The organism is Massilia sp. W12, assembly GCF_037300705.1.
In the GTDB taxonomy this organism is placed as follows: Bacteria; Pseudomonadota; Gammaproteobacteria; order Burkholderiales; family Burkholderiaceae_D; genus JACPVY01.
Window position 1 is genome coordinate 788,115 of the sequence record NZ_CP147776.1, and the last position, 16,328, is coordinate 804,442.

The following is a 16,328-nucleotide window of genomic DNA, read 5'->3' on the forward strand; positions in this document are numbered from 1 at the left end:
TGGCTTCTTGTCTCAGCCAAGCAGGGCGTCAACGAATTCGGCGGCGTTGAACGCTTGCAAGTCTTCAATCTTTTCACCCACGCCAATGAAATACACCGGCACCGGACGGGTGCGCGCAATCGCCGCCAATACCCCGCCCTTGGCGGTGCCGTCGAGTTTGGTGATCACCAGGCCGCTCAATTGCAAGGCGTCGTCAAATGCTTTGACTTGCGCCAAGGCGTTCTGGCCGGTATTGCCATCAATTACCAGCAAAACTTCATGCGGCGCGCCATCCTGCGCCTTGCCCAATACGCGCTTGATCTTTTTTAACTCTTCCATCAAGTGCAATTGGGTTGGCAGGCGGCCAGCGGTATCGACCATCACCACATCCATTTTGCGCGCGCGGCCTGCGGAGACGGCGTCAAACGCCACCGCCGCCGGGTCGCCCGATTCCTGCGCGATCACGGTGACATTATTGCGCTGCCCCCAGATACTGAGTTGCTCACGCGCGGCGGCGCGGAAGGTGTCGCCAGCCGCCAGCAGCACCGATTGGCCATGCGCTTGCATATGCTTGGCCAGCTTGCCGATGGTGGTGGTTTTGCCAGCGCCGTTGACGCCGGCGATCATCATCACCAGGGGTTGATTGCGCCCCAGTACGAAAGGTTTTTGCAGCGGTTGCAGCAATTCTGTGAGCAGGGTTTTCAGCGCGACTTTGACTTGTGCGGCCTCGGTCAATTTTTCATCCTTGACCTTCTTTTTCAGCGCATCCAGCAGATATTGGGTGGCTTCGACCCCGGCATCGGACATCAACAGCGCGCCTTCCAATTCTTCGTATAAATCGTCGTCGATCTTGGCGCCGAGGAAGAGCAAGGACAGATTGGCCGAGGTTTTGGCCAGGCCGGCTTTCAAGCGCGCCAGCCAGGAGCGTTTGCCTTCCGCCGGGTTGGGCGGCGGCGCAACGGTTTCTGTGCTGCTTGCGGATAAATCGCCATATGCGATGCCGGGCGCAAACGCTTGTTCCTGCTCCAGCGGCAGCACGGCGGGCGGCGGCGATAGAACTTCTGCGCTGACGGGCAGGGCGGATGCCAGCGCCGGCGCCGGCGCATCAAGCGGGGCGGCTGGCGCAGTTTGCTGCGAGGTTTCTGCCGGCAAGGTCAGCGGCGGCGTGGCGGCGGTATCAGTGGGCTGGTTTTCCAGGGCAGGCGCTGGCGCGGCATCTGCCGGCTTTTTTTTGAAAAAACTGAACATGGATCAGGTGTCGGGCAATCGCTGAGAATGCCGCATTGTAACAGAGCTGGGGCTGGCGAATCTGCTGTATAGAGCGGTTTGGCGGGCGGGGATTGTTTTCAGCGCAGGCGCTTGCTGCGCGGTGAGGAATGTTATACATGAGAGGTGGCGATATACAGATCATTTTTAAGCAATCCGGCGTAACCCGGCTGGCAGCCATGAGGCCCGCCTGTTTTTGAAATTTGCACCAAACGGCGTATGCCTGCGCCTTTCCCGCGTATGGCGAGCCTCATCCGCCGCCTCACTCGTGGCGCAGGGCTTGAATCGGGTCCAGTCTGGCGGCGCGGCGCGCCGGGACGTAGCCGAAAATGACGCCGATCGCAGCCGAAAAGCCAAACGCCAGCAAATTAATTCCGGGGTTGAATAAAAACGGCATCTGCATCAGCGCGCTTAAGCCGTAGCAGGCGGCAAACGCCAGGACGATGCCAAACAGGCCGCCAAAGGCGGATAACACCACCGCTTCAATCAAAAACTGCAGCAGCACTTCATGCTCCAGCGCGCCGATCGCCAGGCGGATGCCGATTTCGCGCGTGCGCTCAGTGACTGAGACCAGCATGATATTCATGATGCCGATGCCGCCAACCAGCAAACTGACCGCCGCCACCGCGCCCAGCAGACCGGTCATGGTGCGGATCGTGCCGGACAGGGCTTGCGCAATTTGCTTGGTGTCCATCAGATTGAAATTGTCGGCTTCGTTTTCATCCAGCTTGCGCAGTTCGCGCAGCAAGATGCGGATCTGCGCCATGGCGCTGTCGGCGTTGACCCCGTTTTGCAAGGTGATCATGGCCAGCGGGATCTCGCTTTGGCCGGTGATGCGGCGTTGCATGGTGGCCAGCGGCAGCAGCAGGGTGTCGTCTTGATCCATGCCCATGCTGTTTTGTCCCTTCGAGGCGAGCAGGCCGATCACCAGGCAGGAAAAACCGCGCAGGCGGATCGCTTCGCCCAGCGGGTCACGCTTGCCGAACAGCTCGCGCCGCACGGTTTCGCCGATGATGCAGACCGCTTTGCCGCTGCGCTCTTCGTCTTCGCTGAAAGCGCGCCCGGCTCCTAAGCGCCAGTTGCCGGCTTCCAGATAGCTGTTGCCGGCCCCGCTGACGCTGCTGGCCCAGTTGTTATTGCCGGCCACCAGGGTCATGCCGCGTGTGGCGAGCGGAACCACCAGCTGGATGCCGCCAATCTGGTTGCGGATGGCGTCCAAATCGCTTTTTTTGAAATTCGGCGCGCCGGCGGCGTCGCGCGGGCCGCCGATGCGCTGACCGGGGCGCAGTATGAGCAGATTGCTGCCCAGGCTGGAAATTTGCTCTGTCACCATTTGCGTGGCCCCGTTGCCCAGTGTGACCATGGTGACCACGGCTGCGACTCCGATCACAATTCCCAGCACGGTCAGAAAGGAGCGCATTAAATTGCGGCGGATTTCGCGCAGCGCCAGCAGCAGGGCGTTTATGAACATGGCGCGTCCCCTTGCCCGCTTGCGGCTGTGGCGCGCGCCGGGTTGCGCTGATCGCGCGCCACCTGGCCATCGACAAAATAAATCACGCGCCGGGCGTATGCCGCCATCTCCGCCTCGTGGGTGACCATGATGATGGTGATTTTGTGTTCGCGGTTGAGGCTTTCCAGCAGCGCCATGATTTCGTGGCTGCGCGTGGTGTCGAGGTTGCCGGTCGGTTCATCCGCCAGCAAGACCAGGGGACGGGTGGCGATTGCGCGCGCGATTGCGACGCGCTGTTGCTGGCCGCCGGAGAGTTCCGCCGGGGTGTGGTGGCCCCAGCCGGCCAAGCCGACTTGCGCCAGTGCGGCTTGCGCCTGTGCGCGCCGCGCCGCTGGACTTTCGCCGCGATACAGCAGTGGCAATTCGACGTTTTCCTGGGCGCTGGTGCGCGCCAGCAGATTAAAGCCTTGAAACACAAAGCCCAGGCAATGGCGGCGCAACAGGGCGCGCTGGGCGCGGCTGAGGTTTTGCACCGCCACCCCCTGGAACAGATATTCGCCGCTGCTGGGCAGATCCAGGCAGCCGATGATGTTCATGACGGTTGATTTGCCGGAGCCGCTTGGCCCCATCACGGCGACGAATTCACCGTCATGTATGGATAAATCAACGCCGCGCAGGGCTTGGAATGCGGCTTGCCCGCTGCCAAAGGTTTTGCTGATGCCGCGCAGCTCGATCAGGGGCGCGGCGGCGGCGGGCTGATTCATTTGCCGCCTTCTTGCATATCGACAATCAGCGCCATGCCGGGACGCACTTCGCCGCCGGTGATTTCGGTCTGGCGGCCATTGCTCAAGCCGGTTTGGACTGCAATCGCCTGCGGCCCCTGCGGGCCGACCACCCACACCTGTTTTTGCGCATCCGGCGCGGCCTGCGCTTTGCGCGCTTGCGGCGGCAGCTTGGGGATCAGCGCGGAGACGATGCCGCCCTGGCTTTTTTCTTTTGGCTGCGGCGGGGTGAAGCGCAAGGCGGCATTCGGAACCAGCAGCGCGTTGTCGCGTTGCGCGGTGATGATGGTGGCGTTGGCGCTCATGCCGGGACGCAAGGCCAGGTCTTCGTTTTTCACGTCCAGCACGGTTTTGTATGTCACCACATTCTCGCTGATGGCCGAGCCCAGGCCGATGCGGCGGATGCTGGCGGGGAATTGCCGGCCCGGCCAACCGGACACGGTGAAGCTGGCTGGCTGGCCGTTTTTGATTTGGCTGACGTCGGCTTCATCGACTTTGATTTGCAATTCCATTTGCTTGAGATTTTCCGCCAGGGTGAATAAGACCGGGGTGTTTAAGGCGGCGGCTACGGTTTGTCCGGGTTCCACTTTGCGCGTCAGCACCACGCCGTCTATCGGTGAACGGATCGAGGCTTTGCCCAGATTGGTGCGGTCGGTTTTGAGTTGCGCTTGCGCTTGTTGCACATTGGCGCGCGCGCCGGCCAGGGCGGCGTCGGCGCGCAGCCAGGCGGCGTGCGCGGCGTCCAGTTCGTGCCGGCTGGGAATGCCGCCTTGTGACAGTTCATACATTTGACGCAGGCGCTGGCGTTGTTGTGTGCTTTCAAACAGGCTGGCCTCGGCTTGCCGCACGGCGGCTTGCGCGCCGGCCAGGGCGGCTTCGGCGCGTTTCACCGCGTCTTGCAGTTTTTCTGTATCCAGCGTGGCCAGCAATTGACCTTTGCGCACCAGGTCGTTTTCTTGCGCCAGCACGCTGGCTAAGGTGCCGGACAGTTCGCTGCCGACATCGACCGAGGTGACAGGTTGCAATGTGCCGCTGGCGCTCACGCTGACGCTCAGGCGGCCTTGTTGCACGGTTTCAGTTTGGTATTGGATGCGCGCGCCGCTGTTGAATGCCGGCAGCAGCCGCCAGGCGCCGGCGGCCAGCAGGGCAAGCAGGATCAGCCAAACCCAGGGGCGGCGTTTGCTGCGCGCGGATTGTTGCAGGATATCTTGCAGGGATGGCGCTGACATAGTGAGTTCCCGGGAAGCCGGCGCAGATGCGCCGCGCTTTTTATGATAGCAGCGCGCGCCGCCGCGCTGCCCCGGCGCGGCCCGGCTTTGCAATTCTTTACCCGCGCCTGCGGTATTTGCGCCACATCAGTCCGGCGCCAGATGCGCCTGGCGGTATTCCAAGGCTGCCGGCAATAAGGCGGATGGCAGCAGCAGCGGGGCGATCAGCGGCAGCAGCAGGGCGCTCAGCCAGGCCCAGCCGGGCAGCGCGCTCCAGGCCCCGTCAGGCAGCGGCGGCAAGATGCTGTTGAAGAAGCTGCCGCCGGTTTTACGCCAGCGCAGCCACAGCATGACCCAGCCGGAGAGCAGAGAAAACAGCAAGCCCAGCGCAAACAGCAGCAACAGGGCCTGGTTCCACCAGCCGAATTCGCCCCGGTGGAAGGGAATCCCGACAGCGGTGGCTTGGCTGAAGGCGCTCATTTCCTGCCAGCCGCTGTAATACAGGCGGGAGCCGTCGCCGGCGTCGAGCGCCAGTTCAAATTTGTGTTGCGCGGCGTTGGCGTCGGCGTTGCGCACATGCCAATACGGTTTTTGCGCGCCCGGGGCGCTCAGTTGCAAGGCGGTTGGCGGGGCGTGGCGGCGTGCGGCCTCCAGTGCGGCTTGCCAGCTGATGCGCGCGCCGCTGGCGGCGGCGGGACTGGCGGATTGCAGGCCGGCGGGAATGCGTTTGCCGGCCTGGCCGCTCTTTTGCACCAGATAGCGCACATTTTCGCCGCCGTATTTGCTCCAGGTCAGGCCGGTCAGCAGAATCACGGCGCTGATTGCGGCCAGGCTGGCGCCAAGCAAGCCATGCCAGGCGCGCCAGGCGGCGCGGCCCTGTTTGCCTGCCGGGCTGAGGGTGGCGCGATTCCAGCGCGCCGGCCACCATAAAATCACGCCGCTCAACAGCATCACCAGCAGCCAGCTGGCGCCGAGTTCTATCATCCAGCGCCAGCCGTCGCCCTGCAGCAAATGGGCGTGCAAATCGGCGGCCCAGGGCGTGAAACGTTCCGCTTCGTCCAGCGTGCCCAGGGTTTTGCCGGTGTATGGGTCGAGATACACGCTCAGCGTCTCAGCGCTCGGGTGCTCGGGGTGGTGCTGGCCGTGCTGGTGCGGGTTTTTAAAACGGATCTGCAGGCTTTCATCGGCCGCTTGCGGAATGCGCAGATTTTGCAGCCGCCAATGTCCCTGCGGCAGCGCGCTTTCAGCTTGTGCAATCAGTTGATCCAGCGCCAGCATGGGGCGCTTGGCCTGCGACACTTGCAGCAAATGGCCATGGCGCGCCTGTTCGATTTGCGGGCTGAATAAATACACCAGGCCGCTGCCGATGGCGAGCAGGGCGAACGGCGTGGCGATCAGGGTGGCCCAGACGTGGATGCGCAGCAGAATGCTGCGGCGCAGAGCGCGCAAAGCGCCAGGGTTCAGCTCGTCCATTTCAACTCCGCTTGCCAAGTGCGTTGTGGGTAGGGGTGGAAATTCCAATATTGCTGATTATTCAGATTGTCCACGCCGAGTGCGGCGCTCCATTGCTTATTGATACGCCACAGTATGCGCGCATCGGCGGTGAAATAGCGGCTGCCGCCTTGATAAGCATAACCATTGTGGTCGCTATTGTTCAAGCTTGCATATTGCAGGCCGCTGTAGCGCGCGGCCAGGCTGGCCTGCCATTGCGGCGTGATGCGCCAGCCGGCTTGCACGGTGGCGCGCCATACCGGCACGCGCGGCTGCCGTTTGTCGATGGTGTCGCCGGGCGTGCTGACAAAGCCGCGATTGGCGCGGATGCGCGAATCGGTCCAGGTCAGGCTGGCGTCCAGATCCAAACCGCGCCAGAACACATCTTGTGCGTTATAGACCGCTTCCAGGCCCAGGGTGCTGATGCGCGCAATGTTTTGCACCCGGCTGATATTGGCGTTGGCGCGGCTGTCAAACAGGGTTTGCGCATACAGGGCGTCGCGCACGTCTTCGCCAAACAGGGTCAGGCGCAGATTCTGTTTCGCCAGGCTGTATTCCCAGCTGAGTTCGGCGGTCCATGATTTCTCGGGGGCCAGATGCGGGTCGTTGATATATTGTGAGTTCGCGCTTGCGGTCGCGCCATACAACTCGGCCACGGTCGGCATGCGCACGGCGCGTCCCAGCGCGGCTTTGATGACATGCGCCGGCGCGCTCTGCCAGGCCAGCGCCAGTTTCGGCGAGAGGTGGTTTTCCTGCCGCGCGGCATAGCGCTGTTGCCGGGTGGCGGAAAAACGGGTCAGGCCATCGCTGGCTTGCCATTGTTCCAGGCGCAGGCCGAGCACGGCATGCCAATCGGCTTGGAATTTCCAGCGTTCTTGCAGCCACAGGGAATGCAATTGCGAGCGCCCGCCGACTTCATTCGCCAGACTGCCTTGCTGGTCGGTTTGCCAGTTTTGCAGATTGCTTCTGACGATGCGCAGTTTGTAGTGCTCGGCTTGCAGGCCGAAGTCGATGATGTGTGTTCCGTCTGCGCCTTGCGGGCGCCAGGTGGCTTTGGCCGCCAGTGCGCGCCAGCCGGTGCCGCTTTGATCTTGCAGCGTGCCGGGGCCGCCCAGTTTGCCGGCGGGCGGACTGCTGCCGGCGCTGCGTTGCAAGTCGGTGCGGTAATCAAATTGGCTGGCCGAGATTTCCCAATCAAACATGGCGCGCTGATGCTGCTTGAGGTGCAGCGCATGCATCCAGTGTTCCAGCCGCTCGCGGTTGTGCGGGAAATCATTTGCGGCCAGGGTATAGCCTTTGCCGCCGATATTCAGATTGCCGCTGTACACCGGCTTGCCTGCGCTGTCGCGCAAATAGCTTTCGGCCTGGGCGTCGGCGCGGTTTTGCCACAGGCCGAAGCTGTAAGAGGCGCGCAAGCCGGGCTGGATGTCGTATGCCAGCTTGAGTTTGCCGTGCTGTTGCAGGGTGTGGTAGGCCGTGCCGGCGCCAATGATCCACCAGGGCTGATGATTGCGGTCTTGCCCCAGCCAGGCCCCGCTGACCGCTTGCGCATTCGCCGCCGGCGCATTATTGCTCAAGGCGCGGGTGGCGAAGGTTTGCGGCTGGCCCCGGCTGTCTTGCTGGCTCAGATTCAGCCACCAGGAAAAAGCGCCGTTGCGGTCGCCCAGCCCGGCGCTGGCTTGCAGGCCATGGTAATTCGCCGCGCTTTGGTAGAGCGCAAACGCCTGCCGGCTCAAGCCCAGCTTGGCATAGGCTTTAAAGGCTTTCGGCATTTGCGTCACATATTCGATTACCGCGCCGGCGGAATTGCCGCGATAGGCGGCGGAAAACGGGCCGTACATCACATCCACCCGCTCGATTTCGGCTGGCGTCACCATACCCCAGCGCGGCGCATAGGTGGCGCCATTGCCCAGATAGTTGGAGAGCAGCACGCCATCCGCGTACACCGCCGAGCGCGCGCTGTTGCCCGTGCCGGATGCGCGCGAAGACAGCACGGCGTGGTTGTAGTCGCCGGGATAGCGTTTGCGCACCAGCAGACTGGGCAGATATTTGAGCGCGTCTTCGCTATCGCTGGCGTTGATGCTTTCTTCGATCTGACGCGCCGTGACGCCTTCGACTGTGGCCGGAATGTGCGAGGGCAGGGAGGTGGCCTGAGGGCCGTTGATCACCACAGTGCCTATGCTTTTTTCCGGCGCTGCGCTGTGATCCGCCAGGGCGCTGGCGGGAATGCTGGCCAACAGGCACAGCCAAAGGCGTTTGCGGGCAGGCGGATGGATGGCTGAGGGGCGGTTTTTCATGCGCGATAAGCTGGTGCATGTTAAACGCGCAGCTTAAACGCGATTCATGACGCGGGGAATGCGACAGATTGTCGCAGCGGGGGGGCTGCTTGCGTTTATGAGGCCTTGTTGACTCCCTCCAATTGCGCGGGCGCAGGAGATAGCTCCAACATGCGATGACGCTGCAGTTCTGCAGGACTCAGAATGCCGTATGCGGATTTGATCAATTGCAAGTCTGAATAGCCGATGTTTTGCGGCGCAATCTGCTTGTACACTTCGAGCAGGGTGCGGGCTTTTTCTAAATTGGCGGGACTGGCTATGCCCCATTTGCTGAAATGTATTTGGGCGGCATGAATATTTTGCTGCAAGGTAGCGGATTCATCATACAACATGCCTAAGGCTCCGCTGATTAAGCAATTTAATTCTTCCAATGTAAAATCAGGCACGTCGCCCTGACTTGGATCGGCCAATACTAAAATTCCCAGCTCATCCGGATATTCAACTAAAGCATCATTGGCAAGACGGATTAACATAACGTTGTCCTTATTTGTTTGGCAAGTTCACTTTTCAATGCATTAAATTGTCCATAATTCGCATGGGGATGCTCGCTGAGCACCCACGCAACGCCTCCTTCAGTGGTAAATCTCGACAAATGCTGCAGCTTGTGTTGAAGCGCTTGATGCATTGCGGCGGCTTGGCTGCTATACAAGCGGACTTTTAATCTGCTGCCACCCGGGCGGCGCGCTTCAATTTCGTCAGTCAGGAGATAAAAACCCAGGATCGAGATACTATGCAGATCAGGGGTGAGCATTTGTACAGCCCTGTGCGCGATGGCCAAAGCAATTTGAATTCCATTGGCTTGCTTTGCTTTCGCAGAATCCATGCTGCCTTCCGCATCAGAAAATTTTAAGCCGATGACATATCCATCAATTCCCGCTACTTTGTTATAGCTCAGGATGACATGAAAGGGGATTCCTTGCACGCTTACCGTCTCGGTTTTGCTGCGGATTTGATTTAAAAGTGGATGGCCTGCCGTGCCTACTTGGTGTATGGAAAAGTGGGGCGCGACAAGCAAGACAGGCAGCTGTCTTGCCTGGGAGCCTGTCGGGGTTAGAGAAGCGTAGCGAAAAAACAGCAGGGCGAGGATAGATTTTGCCGACTTTGCAGCGTCAATAGCGGAGCTATTGATCAAAAAGACGGTGAGATATGGCCCGTTCTGATGGTTTTGCAGTAGATTTTTTCTAAGTCCGACAGGCTTCTGGCGGCATTGCAGTCAGCGTGGCGCACCCTGCCGCTGCACTTGCTGGCCTTGGCCCATTTCCGGAACCAGCACCAGGCGGCAGCGTCCGGCGATGGTGTCGCCGCGCGGGGTTTTGATCTGCGCCGTATCGCCTTCTTTTTTCCCTTTGCAGGCGTTCAGCACTTCCGCCGGCGGGCCGTGATGGCCGCCCGGGCCTTGCCCTGGCCCTTGCCCGCCCGGCCCCTGGCCGCCGGGAGCCGGTTGCGCCTGGCTGGCGCCGGCCAGCAGGAAGCCGGCAAACAGCATGACAAATTTGGATTGCATTTTTTTCTCCTCAGGCAGGCTGCGCGCATTGGCGCAGCAGGGTTGTCAACTCGCCAGCGCTTTGCAAGATGTGCGTGGCATTCCAGTGCGGGATTTCTTCTGCATCGCAATAACCCCAGGCGGCGGCCAGGCCTGGCATGCCGGCGGCGCGGGCGGCTTCAATGTCGCGCGCATCGTCGCCTGCATACCAGCAATCAGCTGGACGCAGTTCCAGCCGGCGCACCGCTTCCAGCAAGGGGGCCGGATGCGGTTTGGGGTGCGCCGTGCTGTCGCCGGAAATGGCGCAGGCGGCGTGTCCCAGGCCGACTTGCGGCAAGAGCGCATCCGTAAAGCGCGCCAATTTATTGGTGACCACGCCCCAGGCGATGCCTTGCTGCTGCAGATAGTCCAGCAATTCCGGTACGCCCGGAAACAGGCAGCTGCGCACAGCCATGGCCTGTTCATAAATACGCAAAAACTCATCGCGCATGGCCGGCCATTGCGGATCTTGATTGTCGATGCCAAAGGCGGCGCCGAGCAGGCCGCGCGCGCCTTTTGAGGCTTGCACGCGCAGCAGTGCGTAATCGGTCAGAGCGACGCCACGGGCGTTTTGCATGACGTGCACGGCGCCGGCCAGATCGGGGGCGCTGTCGAGCAGGGTGCCGTCCAGATCAAACAGCACGGCTTGCGGGCGGGGCAGGGCGTGCATCAATTCTCCTTGCGACAGGCCACCATGTAATTCACATCGGTGTCCTGATTCAAGGAATACACTTTGCTCAAGGGGTTGTAGGTCAAACCTTTGATCGCATCGAGCTGCAAGCCGGCATTGCGCAGGAAGGCGGATAACTCCGCCGGGGTGATGAATTTTTGATAGTCGTGAGTGCCGCGCGGCAGCATGCGCAACACATATTCGGCGCCGACAATGGCGAACAGCCAGGATTTTGGATTGCGGTTGATGGTGGAGAAAAACAGATGTCCACCCGGTTTGGTCAGGCGCGCGCAGGCGTTGACGATGGATTGCGGATCCGGCACATGTTCCAGCATTTCCATACAAGTCACGACATCGTATTGCCCGGCTTCGCGTTCGGCCAGGGCTTCGGCGGCAATCAGCTCGTAATGCACGCTCACGCCTGATTCCAGGCTGTGCAAATCGGCTACGCGCAGGGCTTTTTCAGATAAGTCGATGCCGCTGACCTGGGCCCCTTTTTTCGCCATGCTCTCAGCCAGAATGCCGCCGCCGCAGCCCACATCCAGCACTTTTTTGCCAGCCAGCGGCGCGCGCGCATTGATCCATTCCAGGCGCAGGGGATTGATTTCATGCAGGGGGCGGAATTCGGATTGCGGGTCCCACCAGCGGTGGGCCAGGTCGCTGAATTTTTGTAATTCAAGGGGATCGGCGTTCATGATCGGGCATAAATGAGCGTAAAACGTTAGTGTAACAGCCCTGGCGCGGGCCAAGCGTTTTGCACGGGTATGGCTGGAATCACGGCGGGCGGAAAACAAAAAACCCCGCAAAATGCGGGGTTTTTTGTCAAGCGGGGAAGAATCAGTTCTTCTTCACGCCCACCACTTCGATTTCAACGCGACGGTTTTTGGCGCGGCCATCAGCGGTCTTGTTGTCAGCGACCGGCGATTTTTCGCCCTTGCCTTCGGTGTAGATACGCTTTTCATCCAGGCCCTTGCCCTTCAGATAGGCTTTCACAGCTTCAGCGCGACGCAGCGACAGTTTTTGGTTGTAAGCGTCAGAACCGACCGAGTCAGTGTGACCAACTGCGATCACCACTTCCAGATCCACGCCTTGCAGCTTGGAGGTCAGGTCGTCGAGCTTTTCTTTACCTTCTTTTTTCAGCACAGCTTTGTCGAAGTCGAACAGGGCGTCGGCGTTGAAGCTGACTTTGGTCGAGATCGGGCCGACTTTGACGCACTTGCCTTCACGCAGCACTTCGTTCGGAGCGCAGGTCACTTGCACCGGCGGCGCGGGGATGTCAACGCACTTGTCGCCTTCCAGACGCTGGTTGGCGCCGCACACCACTTTCTTCGGCACGCACTTGTTGTCCACCAATTCTTCATTCGCTTTGCAGGTCGGAACCAGCGGCTTGTCGCAGCCGCCCACGGCGTCAGCCGGGGTCCAGTAGCCGGTGCGCCAGCACAGGCCGGTGGCGTTGCGGGCGATTACGCCACGGCCATCTTGCACATAGGCGCTGTAGGGGGTGTTGGCTTTGATGTCGTTGGCGAGTGCGGAACCGCATGCCAAGGCTGCTGCGGCAGCAATCACGAATTTGACGAATTTGTTCATTCTTTTTCCTCTCGGGTGTTTGGATTCGCAGAAAAACTGCGCAACGATGACAAGATCGACGGCAATTCTAGCACGGCATCAGAGGCAATACGTGCATTGCTGCAGTGCGGGCAGGCCGGTTCGACCCGTAACGCGGCGCCGGGGAAAAAGGTTGACTGGCGGAAAAATCCCGCAGAGCGTGGCTCTTCCCACAGGAAAATATTGCCGGCGCGCATCAATGCGGCATAATCTTGCCGGTAGGGAATTGTTACAGCTTTCTGCTGTATTGTGGCGTTTGTGCAACGCGCAGGGTGGTTTTTTGCGGCGCCGCAGATGTGCGGCGCCGTATCTCGCAGCGAGCAGGGACTTACTTGGCTGCGCCCTTGCCTTCGATCACCACGCGCCGGTTCGGAGCCAAGCATTCGATCAGCTGTTTGCGCGGCAGTTTGTCATCGCAAGCCTTGATAGCCTGGGTTTTGCCCATGCCCATGGTTTCGATCTGGGTCGCCACGCCTTTGGACTTGAGGTAGGAAGCCACCGCGTCAGCGCGTTTTTCAGACAGTTTCTGATTGTATTGCTGGCTGCCGATCTTGTCGGCGTGGCCGGTGATCACAATCAGATCCACTTTGGCGCAGGTGTCGAGTTTGGGCAGCACTTCGGCGTCGATGCGCGCCTTGGCCGCCGGGGTCAGCACCGCTTTGTTAAAGGCGAATGTCTGGTCAGTCGAGAAGGTGGCTGAGAAATCACAGCGTTTCGGCGGGGCCGGCGGGACTGGCGGCGGGGGCGGCGCCGGGATATCGACGCAGGCGCCGCCTTCCAGGCGTTGATTACTGCCGCATACCGGCGCTTTTTTCACGCACTTATTGTCCACCAGCTCTTCGCCGGAACGGCAATCCGGGACCAGTGGTTTGTCGCAGCCGGCCACGGCGTCAGCCGGGGTCCAGTAGCCGGTGCGCCAGCACAGGCCGGTGGCGTTGCGCGCGATTACGCCGCGCCCGTCCTGCACATACGCGCTGTAGGGGCTGTTGGCTTTGATGTCTTGTTGGGCGTAGGCTGCGCCGCTGAGTGCGGCCAGGGCGAGGCAGAGCGTGGTTCTGGAAAGCATATCCTTCTCCTTGAGATTGAGAAACGCCAAACGGGCGGGAGCCTTGCATCGCCCTATTTTGCGGTAAATGCCGCGCTTTGTGTGGAATTGCGCGCGCTTTTGCGTCTGTTGCGTGGCTAACGCGACAAAATCAGGCGCATCGGGCGCGCTTGTCTGCGGCGCTGCGACAAATTTTCCGGCCCTGCCTGCCGCCATGATAAAATCAGCAGGTTATAAGGCCGGCATTCAACGGCTTTGCGGCAGATTCTTTCTGCCGGTGATTAATCTTTGCAGCGGCTTATGGCCTGCTTGCTTCTATCAGTGCTAGCCAATGGATCAATTCGCAAAAGAAACAATCCCCATTTCCCTGGAAGAAGAGATGCGCAAGAGCTATCTCGATTACGCCATGAGCGTGATCGTCGGGCGCGCCTTGCCGGACGTGCGGGATGGCTTGAAGCCGGTGCATCGCCGGGTGCTGTATGCGATGCAGGAAATGAATAATGTCTGGAACCGCCCGTATGTGAAATGCGCGCGCGTGGTCGGCGATGTGATGGGTAAATACCACCCGCACGGCGATCAATCCATTTATGACACCCTGGTGCGCATGGCGCAGGATTTTTCTCTGCGCTACACCCTGGTGGACGGGCAGGGCAATTTCGGCTCGATCGACGGCGACAATGCGGCGGCGATGCGTTACACCGAATGCCGCCTGGATAAAATCTCAAATGAAATCCTGGCCGACATCGACAAAGAAACGGTCGATTTTGTGCCCAACTACGACGGCAAAGAAAAAGAACCCTCGGTTTTGCCGACCCGTATTCCGAATCTCTTAATCAATGGCGCATCCGGCATTGCGGTCGGTATGGCCACCAATATCCCGCCGCACAATCTGACCGAAGTCATCAATGGCGCCCTGCATTTGCTGGCCAATCCGCAATGCACGGTGGATGAACTGATCAATATCATTCCGGCCCCTGACTTCCCGACCGCCGGCATTATTTACGGCGTGTCCGGGGTGCGCGATGGCTATCGCACAGGCCGAGGCCGCATTGTGATGCGCGCCAAGACCCACTTCGAGGAATTCGGCAAAGACGGCAGGATGGCCATCATCATCGACGAATTGCCGTATCAGGTGAATAAAAAGTCGCTGCTTGAGCGCATCGCCGAAAACGTGCGAGATAAAAAGCTCGACGGCATTTCCGATATCCGCGACGAATCCGATAAATCCGGCATGCGCGTGGTGATTGAGCTCAAACGCAATGAAGTGCCGGATGTGGTGCTCAATAATCTGTACAAGCAAACCCAGCTGCAAGACACCTTTGGCATGAATATGGTGGCGCTGGTGGATGGCCAGCCCAAGCTGCTCAACCTCAAGCAGATGCTGGAATGCTTCCTCTCGCACCGGCGCGAAGTGGTGACGCGGCGCACCGTGTACGAACTGCGCAAAGCGCGCGAACGCGGCCACTTGCTGGAAGGCCTGGCGGTGGCGCTGGCGAATATCGATGATTTCATCGCCATCATCAAAGCCGCGCCCACCCCGCCGGTCGCCAAAAGCGCCTTGATGGAGCGCGAATGGGACAGCTCGGTGGTGCGTGAAATGTTGGCGCGCACCGGCGAAAACAATGCCGCCGGCATCGCCGCTTTCCGCCCTGACAATCTGCCGGCGCATTACGGCATTCAAAAGAATGGCCTGTACCGCCTGTCCGATGTGCAGGCGCAGGAAATTCTGCAAATGCGCCTGCAACGCCTGACCGGTCTGGAGCAGGATAAGATCGTCAATGAATATAAGGAAGTGATGGCGGAAATCGCCGACTTGCTGGACATTCTGGCCCGTCCCGAACGTGTGACTGCGATCATCAAAGACGAAATGGCGCAAGTGCTGTCCGAATACGGCGAGGCCAAAGATACGCGCCGTTCGCAAATCGTGATGGACGCGACTGATCTGGAAACCGAAGACCTGATCACGCCGCAGGATATGGTGGTGACACTCTCGCACGCCGGCTATATGAAGAGCCAGCCGCTGTCGGAATACCGCGCGCAAAAACGCGGCGGGCGCGGCAAGCAGGCCGCCGCCACGCGCGAAGACGACTGGATCGAACAGCTCTTCATCGCCAACACCCACGACTATATTCTGTGCTTCTCCAACCGTGGCCGCATGTACTGGCTGAAAGTGTGGGAAGTGCCGCAAGGCTCGCGCGCCTCGCGCGGCAAGCCGATCATCAATATGTTCCCGCTGGTGGAAGGCGAAAAGATCACCGTGATTCTGCCGCTCTCGGGCGAAAACCGCAATTTCCCGGAAGACCGCTATGTCTTCATGGGCACCAGCCTGGGCACGGTGAAGAAAACCGCGCTGACCGAATTCTCCAATCCGCGCAAAGCCGGCATTATTGCGGTTGACCTGGATGAGGGCGATTTCCTGATTGGCGCCGCGCTCACCGACGGCCAGCATGATGTGATGCTGTTCTCCGACGCCGGCAAAGCAGTGCGCTTTGACGAAAACGATGTGCGCCCGATGGGCCGCACCGCACGCGGCGTGCGCGGCATGAATCTGGAAGAAGGGCAGCAAGTGATTGCCCTGCTGGTGGCGGAAAACGAACAGCAATCGGTGTTGACCGCGACTGAAAACGGTTACGGCAAGCGCACCCCGATTGGCGAGTACACCCGCCACGGACGCGGCACCAAGGGCATGATCGCGATTCAAACCTCCGAGCGCAACGGGCGCGTGGTGGCCGCCACCCTGGTGGATCAGACTGATGAAATCATGCTGATCACCACCGGTGGCGTGTTAATCCGCACGCGTGTCTCGGAAATCCGGGAAATGGGGCGCGCCACTCAGGGCGTGACTCTGATTGCAGTCGAAGACGGCACCCGTCTGTCCGGCCTGCAGCGCATCGTCGAAGCCGATGCGGAAGAAGACAGCAACACTAACGGCGAGGGCGCCGCCCCCGCCGCCGAATGATGAAACAAGGAAAAT

The 16,328-nt window shown here is 60.4% G+C and carries 15 protein-coding genes; 1 reads left to right on the forward strand and 14 read right to left on the reverse strand.

The window, feature by feature from the left end:
• Positions 1 to 12: 12 nt before the first annotated feature.
• The 14 genes from ftsY to V8J88_RS03285 form a co-directional block, all read right to left on the reverse strand.
• The gene (gene ftsY / locus V8J88_RS03220; RefSeq protein ID WP_338847740.1) at positions 13 to 1,227 is read right to left on the reverse strand and encodes a signal recognition particle-docking protein FtsY; all 1,215 of its coding nucleotides are present in this window, start codon (positions 1,225 to 1,227) and stop codon (positions 13 to 15) included.
• Positions 1,228 to 1,507: 280 nt separating this feature from the next.
• Positions 1,508 to 2,716 carry an ABC transporter permease gene (locus tag V8J88_RS03225; RefSeq protein WP_338847741.1) on the reverse strand — a complete coding sequence of 403 codons (1,209 nt, stop codon included), beginning with the start codon at positions 2,714 to 2,716 and terminating at the stop codon, positions 1,508 to 1,510.
• The gene (locus V8J88_RS03230) at positions 2,707 to 3,459 is read right to left on the reverse strand and encodes an ABC transporter ATP-binding protein (RefSeq protein ID WP_338847742.1); all 753 of its coding nucleotides are present in this window, start codon (positions 3,457 to 3,459) and stop codon (positions 2,707 to 2,709) included. Before V8J88_RS03230 ends, V8J88_RS03225 begins: the two co-directional genes overlap by 10 nt.
• Positions 3,456 to 4,706, reverse strand: coding sequence for an efflux RND transporter periplasmic adaptor subunit (locus V8J88_RS03235; RefSeq protein WP_338847743.1), 1,251 nt, complete (start codon positions 4,704 to 4,706; stop codon positions 3,456 to 3,458). Before V8J88_RS03235 ends, V8J88_RS03230 begins: the two co-directional genes overlap by 4 nt.
• A gap of 126 nt (positions 4,707 to 4,832) precedes the next feature.
• Positions 4,833 to 6,158 carry a PepSY-associated TM helix domain-containing protein gene (locus V8J88_RS03240; RefSeq protein ID WP_338847744.1) on the reverse strand — a complete coding sequence of 442 codons (1,326 nt, stop codon included), beginning with the start codon at positions 6,156 to 6,158 and terminating at the stop codon, positions 4,833 to 4,835.
• On the reverse strand, positions 6,146 to 8,473 hold the full coding sequence (locus V8J88_RS03245) for a TonB-dependent receptor (protein WP_338847745.1): 2,328 nt from the start codon (positions 8,471 to 8,473) through the stop codon (positions 6,146 to 6,148). Before V8J88_RS03245 ends, V8J88_RS03240 begins: the two co-directional genes overlap by 13 nt.
• A gap of 95 nt (positions 8,474 to 8,568) precedes the next feature.
• Positions 8,569 to 8,985, reverse strand: a complete 417-nt coding sequence (locus V8J88_RS03250) for a hypothetical protein (protein WP_338847746.1) — start codon at positions 8,983 to 8,985, stop codon at positions 8,569 to 8,571.
• Positions 8,979 to 9,644, reverse strand: coding sequence for a hypothetical protein (locus V8J88_RS03255; protein ID WP_338847747.1), 666 nt, complete (start codon positions 9,642 to 9,644; stop codon positions 8,979 to 8,981). Before V8J88_RS03255 ends, V8J88_RS03250 begins: the two co-directional genes overlap by 7 nt.
• A gap of 81 nt (positions 9,645 to 9,725) precedes the next feature.
• Complete coding sequence (locus V8J88_RS03260) at positions 9,726 to 10,016, reverse strand: hypothetical protein (RefSeq protein ID WP_338847748.1); 291 nt, start codon at positions 10,014 to 10,016, stop codon at positions 9,726 to 9,728.
• 10 nt (positions 10,017 to 10,026) lie between these two features.
• Complete coding sequence (locus V8J88_RS03265) at positions 10,027 to 10,704, reverse strand: HAD-IA family hydrolase (protein ID WP_338847749.1); 678 nt, start codon at positions 10,702 to 10,704, stop codon at positions 10,027 to 10,029.
• Positions 10,704 to 11,399 carry a bifunctional 2-polyprenyl-6-hydroxyphenol methylase/3-demethylubiquinol 3-O-methyltransferase UbiG gene (ubiG, locus tag V8J88_RS03270; protein WP_338847750.1) on the reverse strand — a complete coding sequence of 232 codons (696 nt, stop codon included), beginning with the start codon at positions 11,397 to 11,399 and terminating at the stop codon, positions 10,704 to 10,706. Before ubiG ends, V8J88_RS03265 begins: the two co-directional genes overlap by 1 nt.
• A 142-nt stretch (positions 11,400 to 11,541) precedes the next feature.
• Complete coding sequence (locus V8J88_RS03275) at positions 11,542 to 12,291, reverse strand: OmpA family protein (protein ID WP_338847752.1); 750 nt, start codon at positions 12,289 to 12,291, stop codon at positions 11,542 to 11,544.
• Positions 12,288 to 12,506, reverse strand: a complete 219-nt coding sequence (locus V8J88_RS03280) for a hypothetical protein (protein ID WP_338847753.1) — start codon at positions 12,504 to 12,506, stop codon at positions 12,288 to 12,290. Before V8J88_RS03280 ends, V8J88_RS03275 begins: the two co-directional genes overlap by 4 nt.
• Positions 12,507 to 12,637: 131 nt before the next feature.
• Positions 12,638 to 13,375 (reverse strand): OmpA family protein, encoded by a 738-nt coding sequence (locus V8J88_RS03285; protein ID WP_338847754.1) that lies wholly within the window; start codon positions 13,373 to 13,375, stop codon positions 12,638 to 12,640.
• A gap of 310 nt (positions 13,376 to 13,685) precedes the next feature.
• On the opposite strand from V8J88_RS03285, the gene gyrA reads away from it, so the two are divergent.
• Positions 13,686 to 16,313: a DNA gyrase subunit A gene (gyrA, locus tag V8J88_RS03290; protein ID WP_338847755.1), complete on the forward strand. Its 2,628-nt coding sequence runs from the start codon at positions 13,686 to 13,688 to the stop codon at positions 16,311 to 16,313.
• The last annotated feature ends 15 nt before the right edge of the window (positions 16,314 to 16,328 follow it).

Bases quoted from the DNA above. Each gene is read 5' to 3' on its own strand.
- V8J88_RS03280 (WP_338847753.1), bottom strand. From the start codon at position 12,506: ATGCGCGCCGGCAATATTTTCCTGTGGGAAGAGCCACGCTCTGCGGGA.
- V8J88_RS03235 (WP_338847743.1), bottom strand. From the start codon at position 4,706: ATGTCAGCGCCATCCCTGCAAGATATCCTGCAACAATCCGCGCGCAGC.
- V8J88_RS03250 (WP_338847746.1), bottom strand. From the start codon at position 8,985: ATGTTAATCCGTCTTGCCAATGATGCTTTAGTTGAATATCCGGATGAG.
- ftsY (WP_338847740.1), bottom strand. From the start codon at position 1,227: ATGTTCAGTTTTTTCAAAAAAAAGCCGGCAGATGCCGCGCCAGCGCCT.
- ubiG (WP_338847750.1), bottom strand. From the start codon at position 11,399: ATGAACGCCGATCCCCTTGAATTACAAAAATTCAGCGACCTGGCCCAC.
- V8J88_RS03230 (WP_338847742.1), bottom strand. From the start codon at position 3,459: ATGAATCAGCCCGCCGCCGCCGCGCCCCTGATCGAGCTGCGCGGCATC.
- V8J88_RS03260 (WP_338847748.1), bottom strand. From the start codon at position 10,016: ATGCAATCCAAATTTGTCATGCTGTTTGCCGGCTTCCTGCTGGCCGGC.
- V8J88_RS03285 (WP_338847754.1), bottom strand. From the start codon at position 13,375: ATGCTTTCCAGAACCACGCTCTGCCTCGCCCTGGCCGCACTCAGCGGC.
- V8J88_RS03225 (WP_338847741.1), bottom strand. From the start codon at position 2,716: ATGTTCATAAACGCCCTGCTGCTGGCGCTGCGCGAAATCCGCCGCAAT.
- V8J88_RS03245 (WP_338847745.1), bottom strand. From the start codon at position 8,473: ATGAAAAACCGCCCCTCAGCCATCCATCCGCCTGCCCGCAAACGCCTT.
- gyrA (WP_338847755.1), top strand. From the start codon at position 13,686: ATGGATCAATTCGCAAAAGAAACAATCCCCATTTCCCTGGAAGAAGAG.
- V8J88_RS03275 (WP_338847752.1), bottom strand. From the start codon at position 12,291: ATGAACAAATTCGTCAAATTCGTGATTGCTGCCGCAGCAGCCTTGGCA.
- V8J88_RS03265 (WP_338847749.1), bottom strand. From the start codon at position 10,704: ATGCACGCCCTGCCCCGCCCGCAAGCCGTGCTGTTTGATCTGGACGGC.
- V8J88_RS03240 (WP_338847744.1), bottom strand. From the start codon at position 6,158: ATGGACGAGCTGAACCCTGGCGCTTTGCGCGCTCTGCGCCGCAGCATT.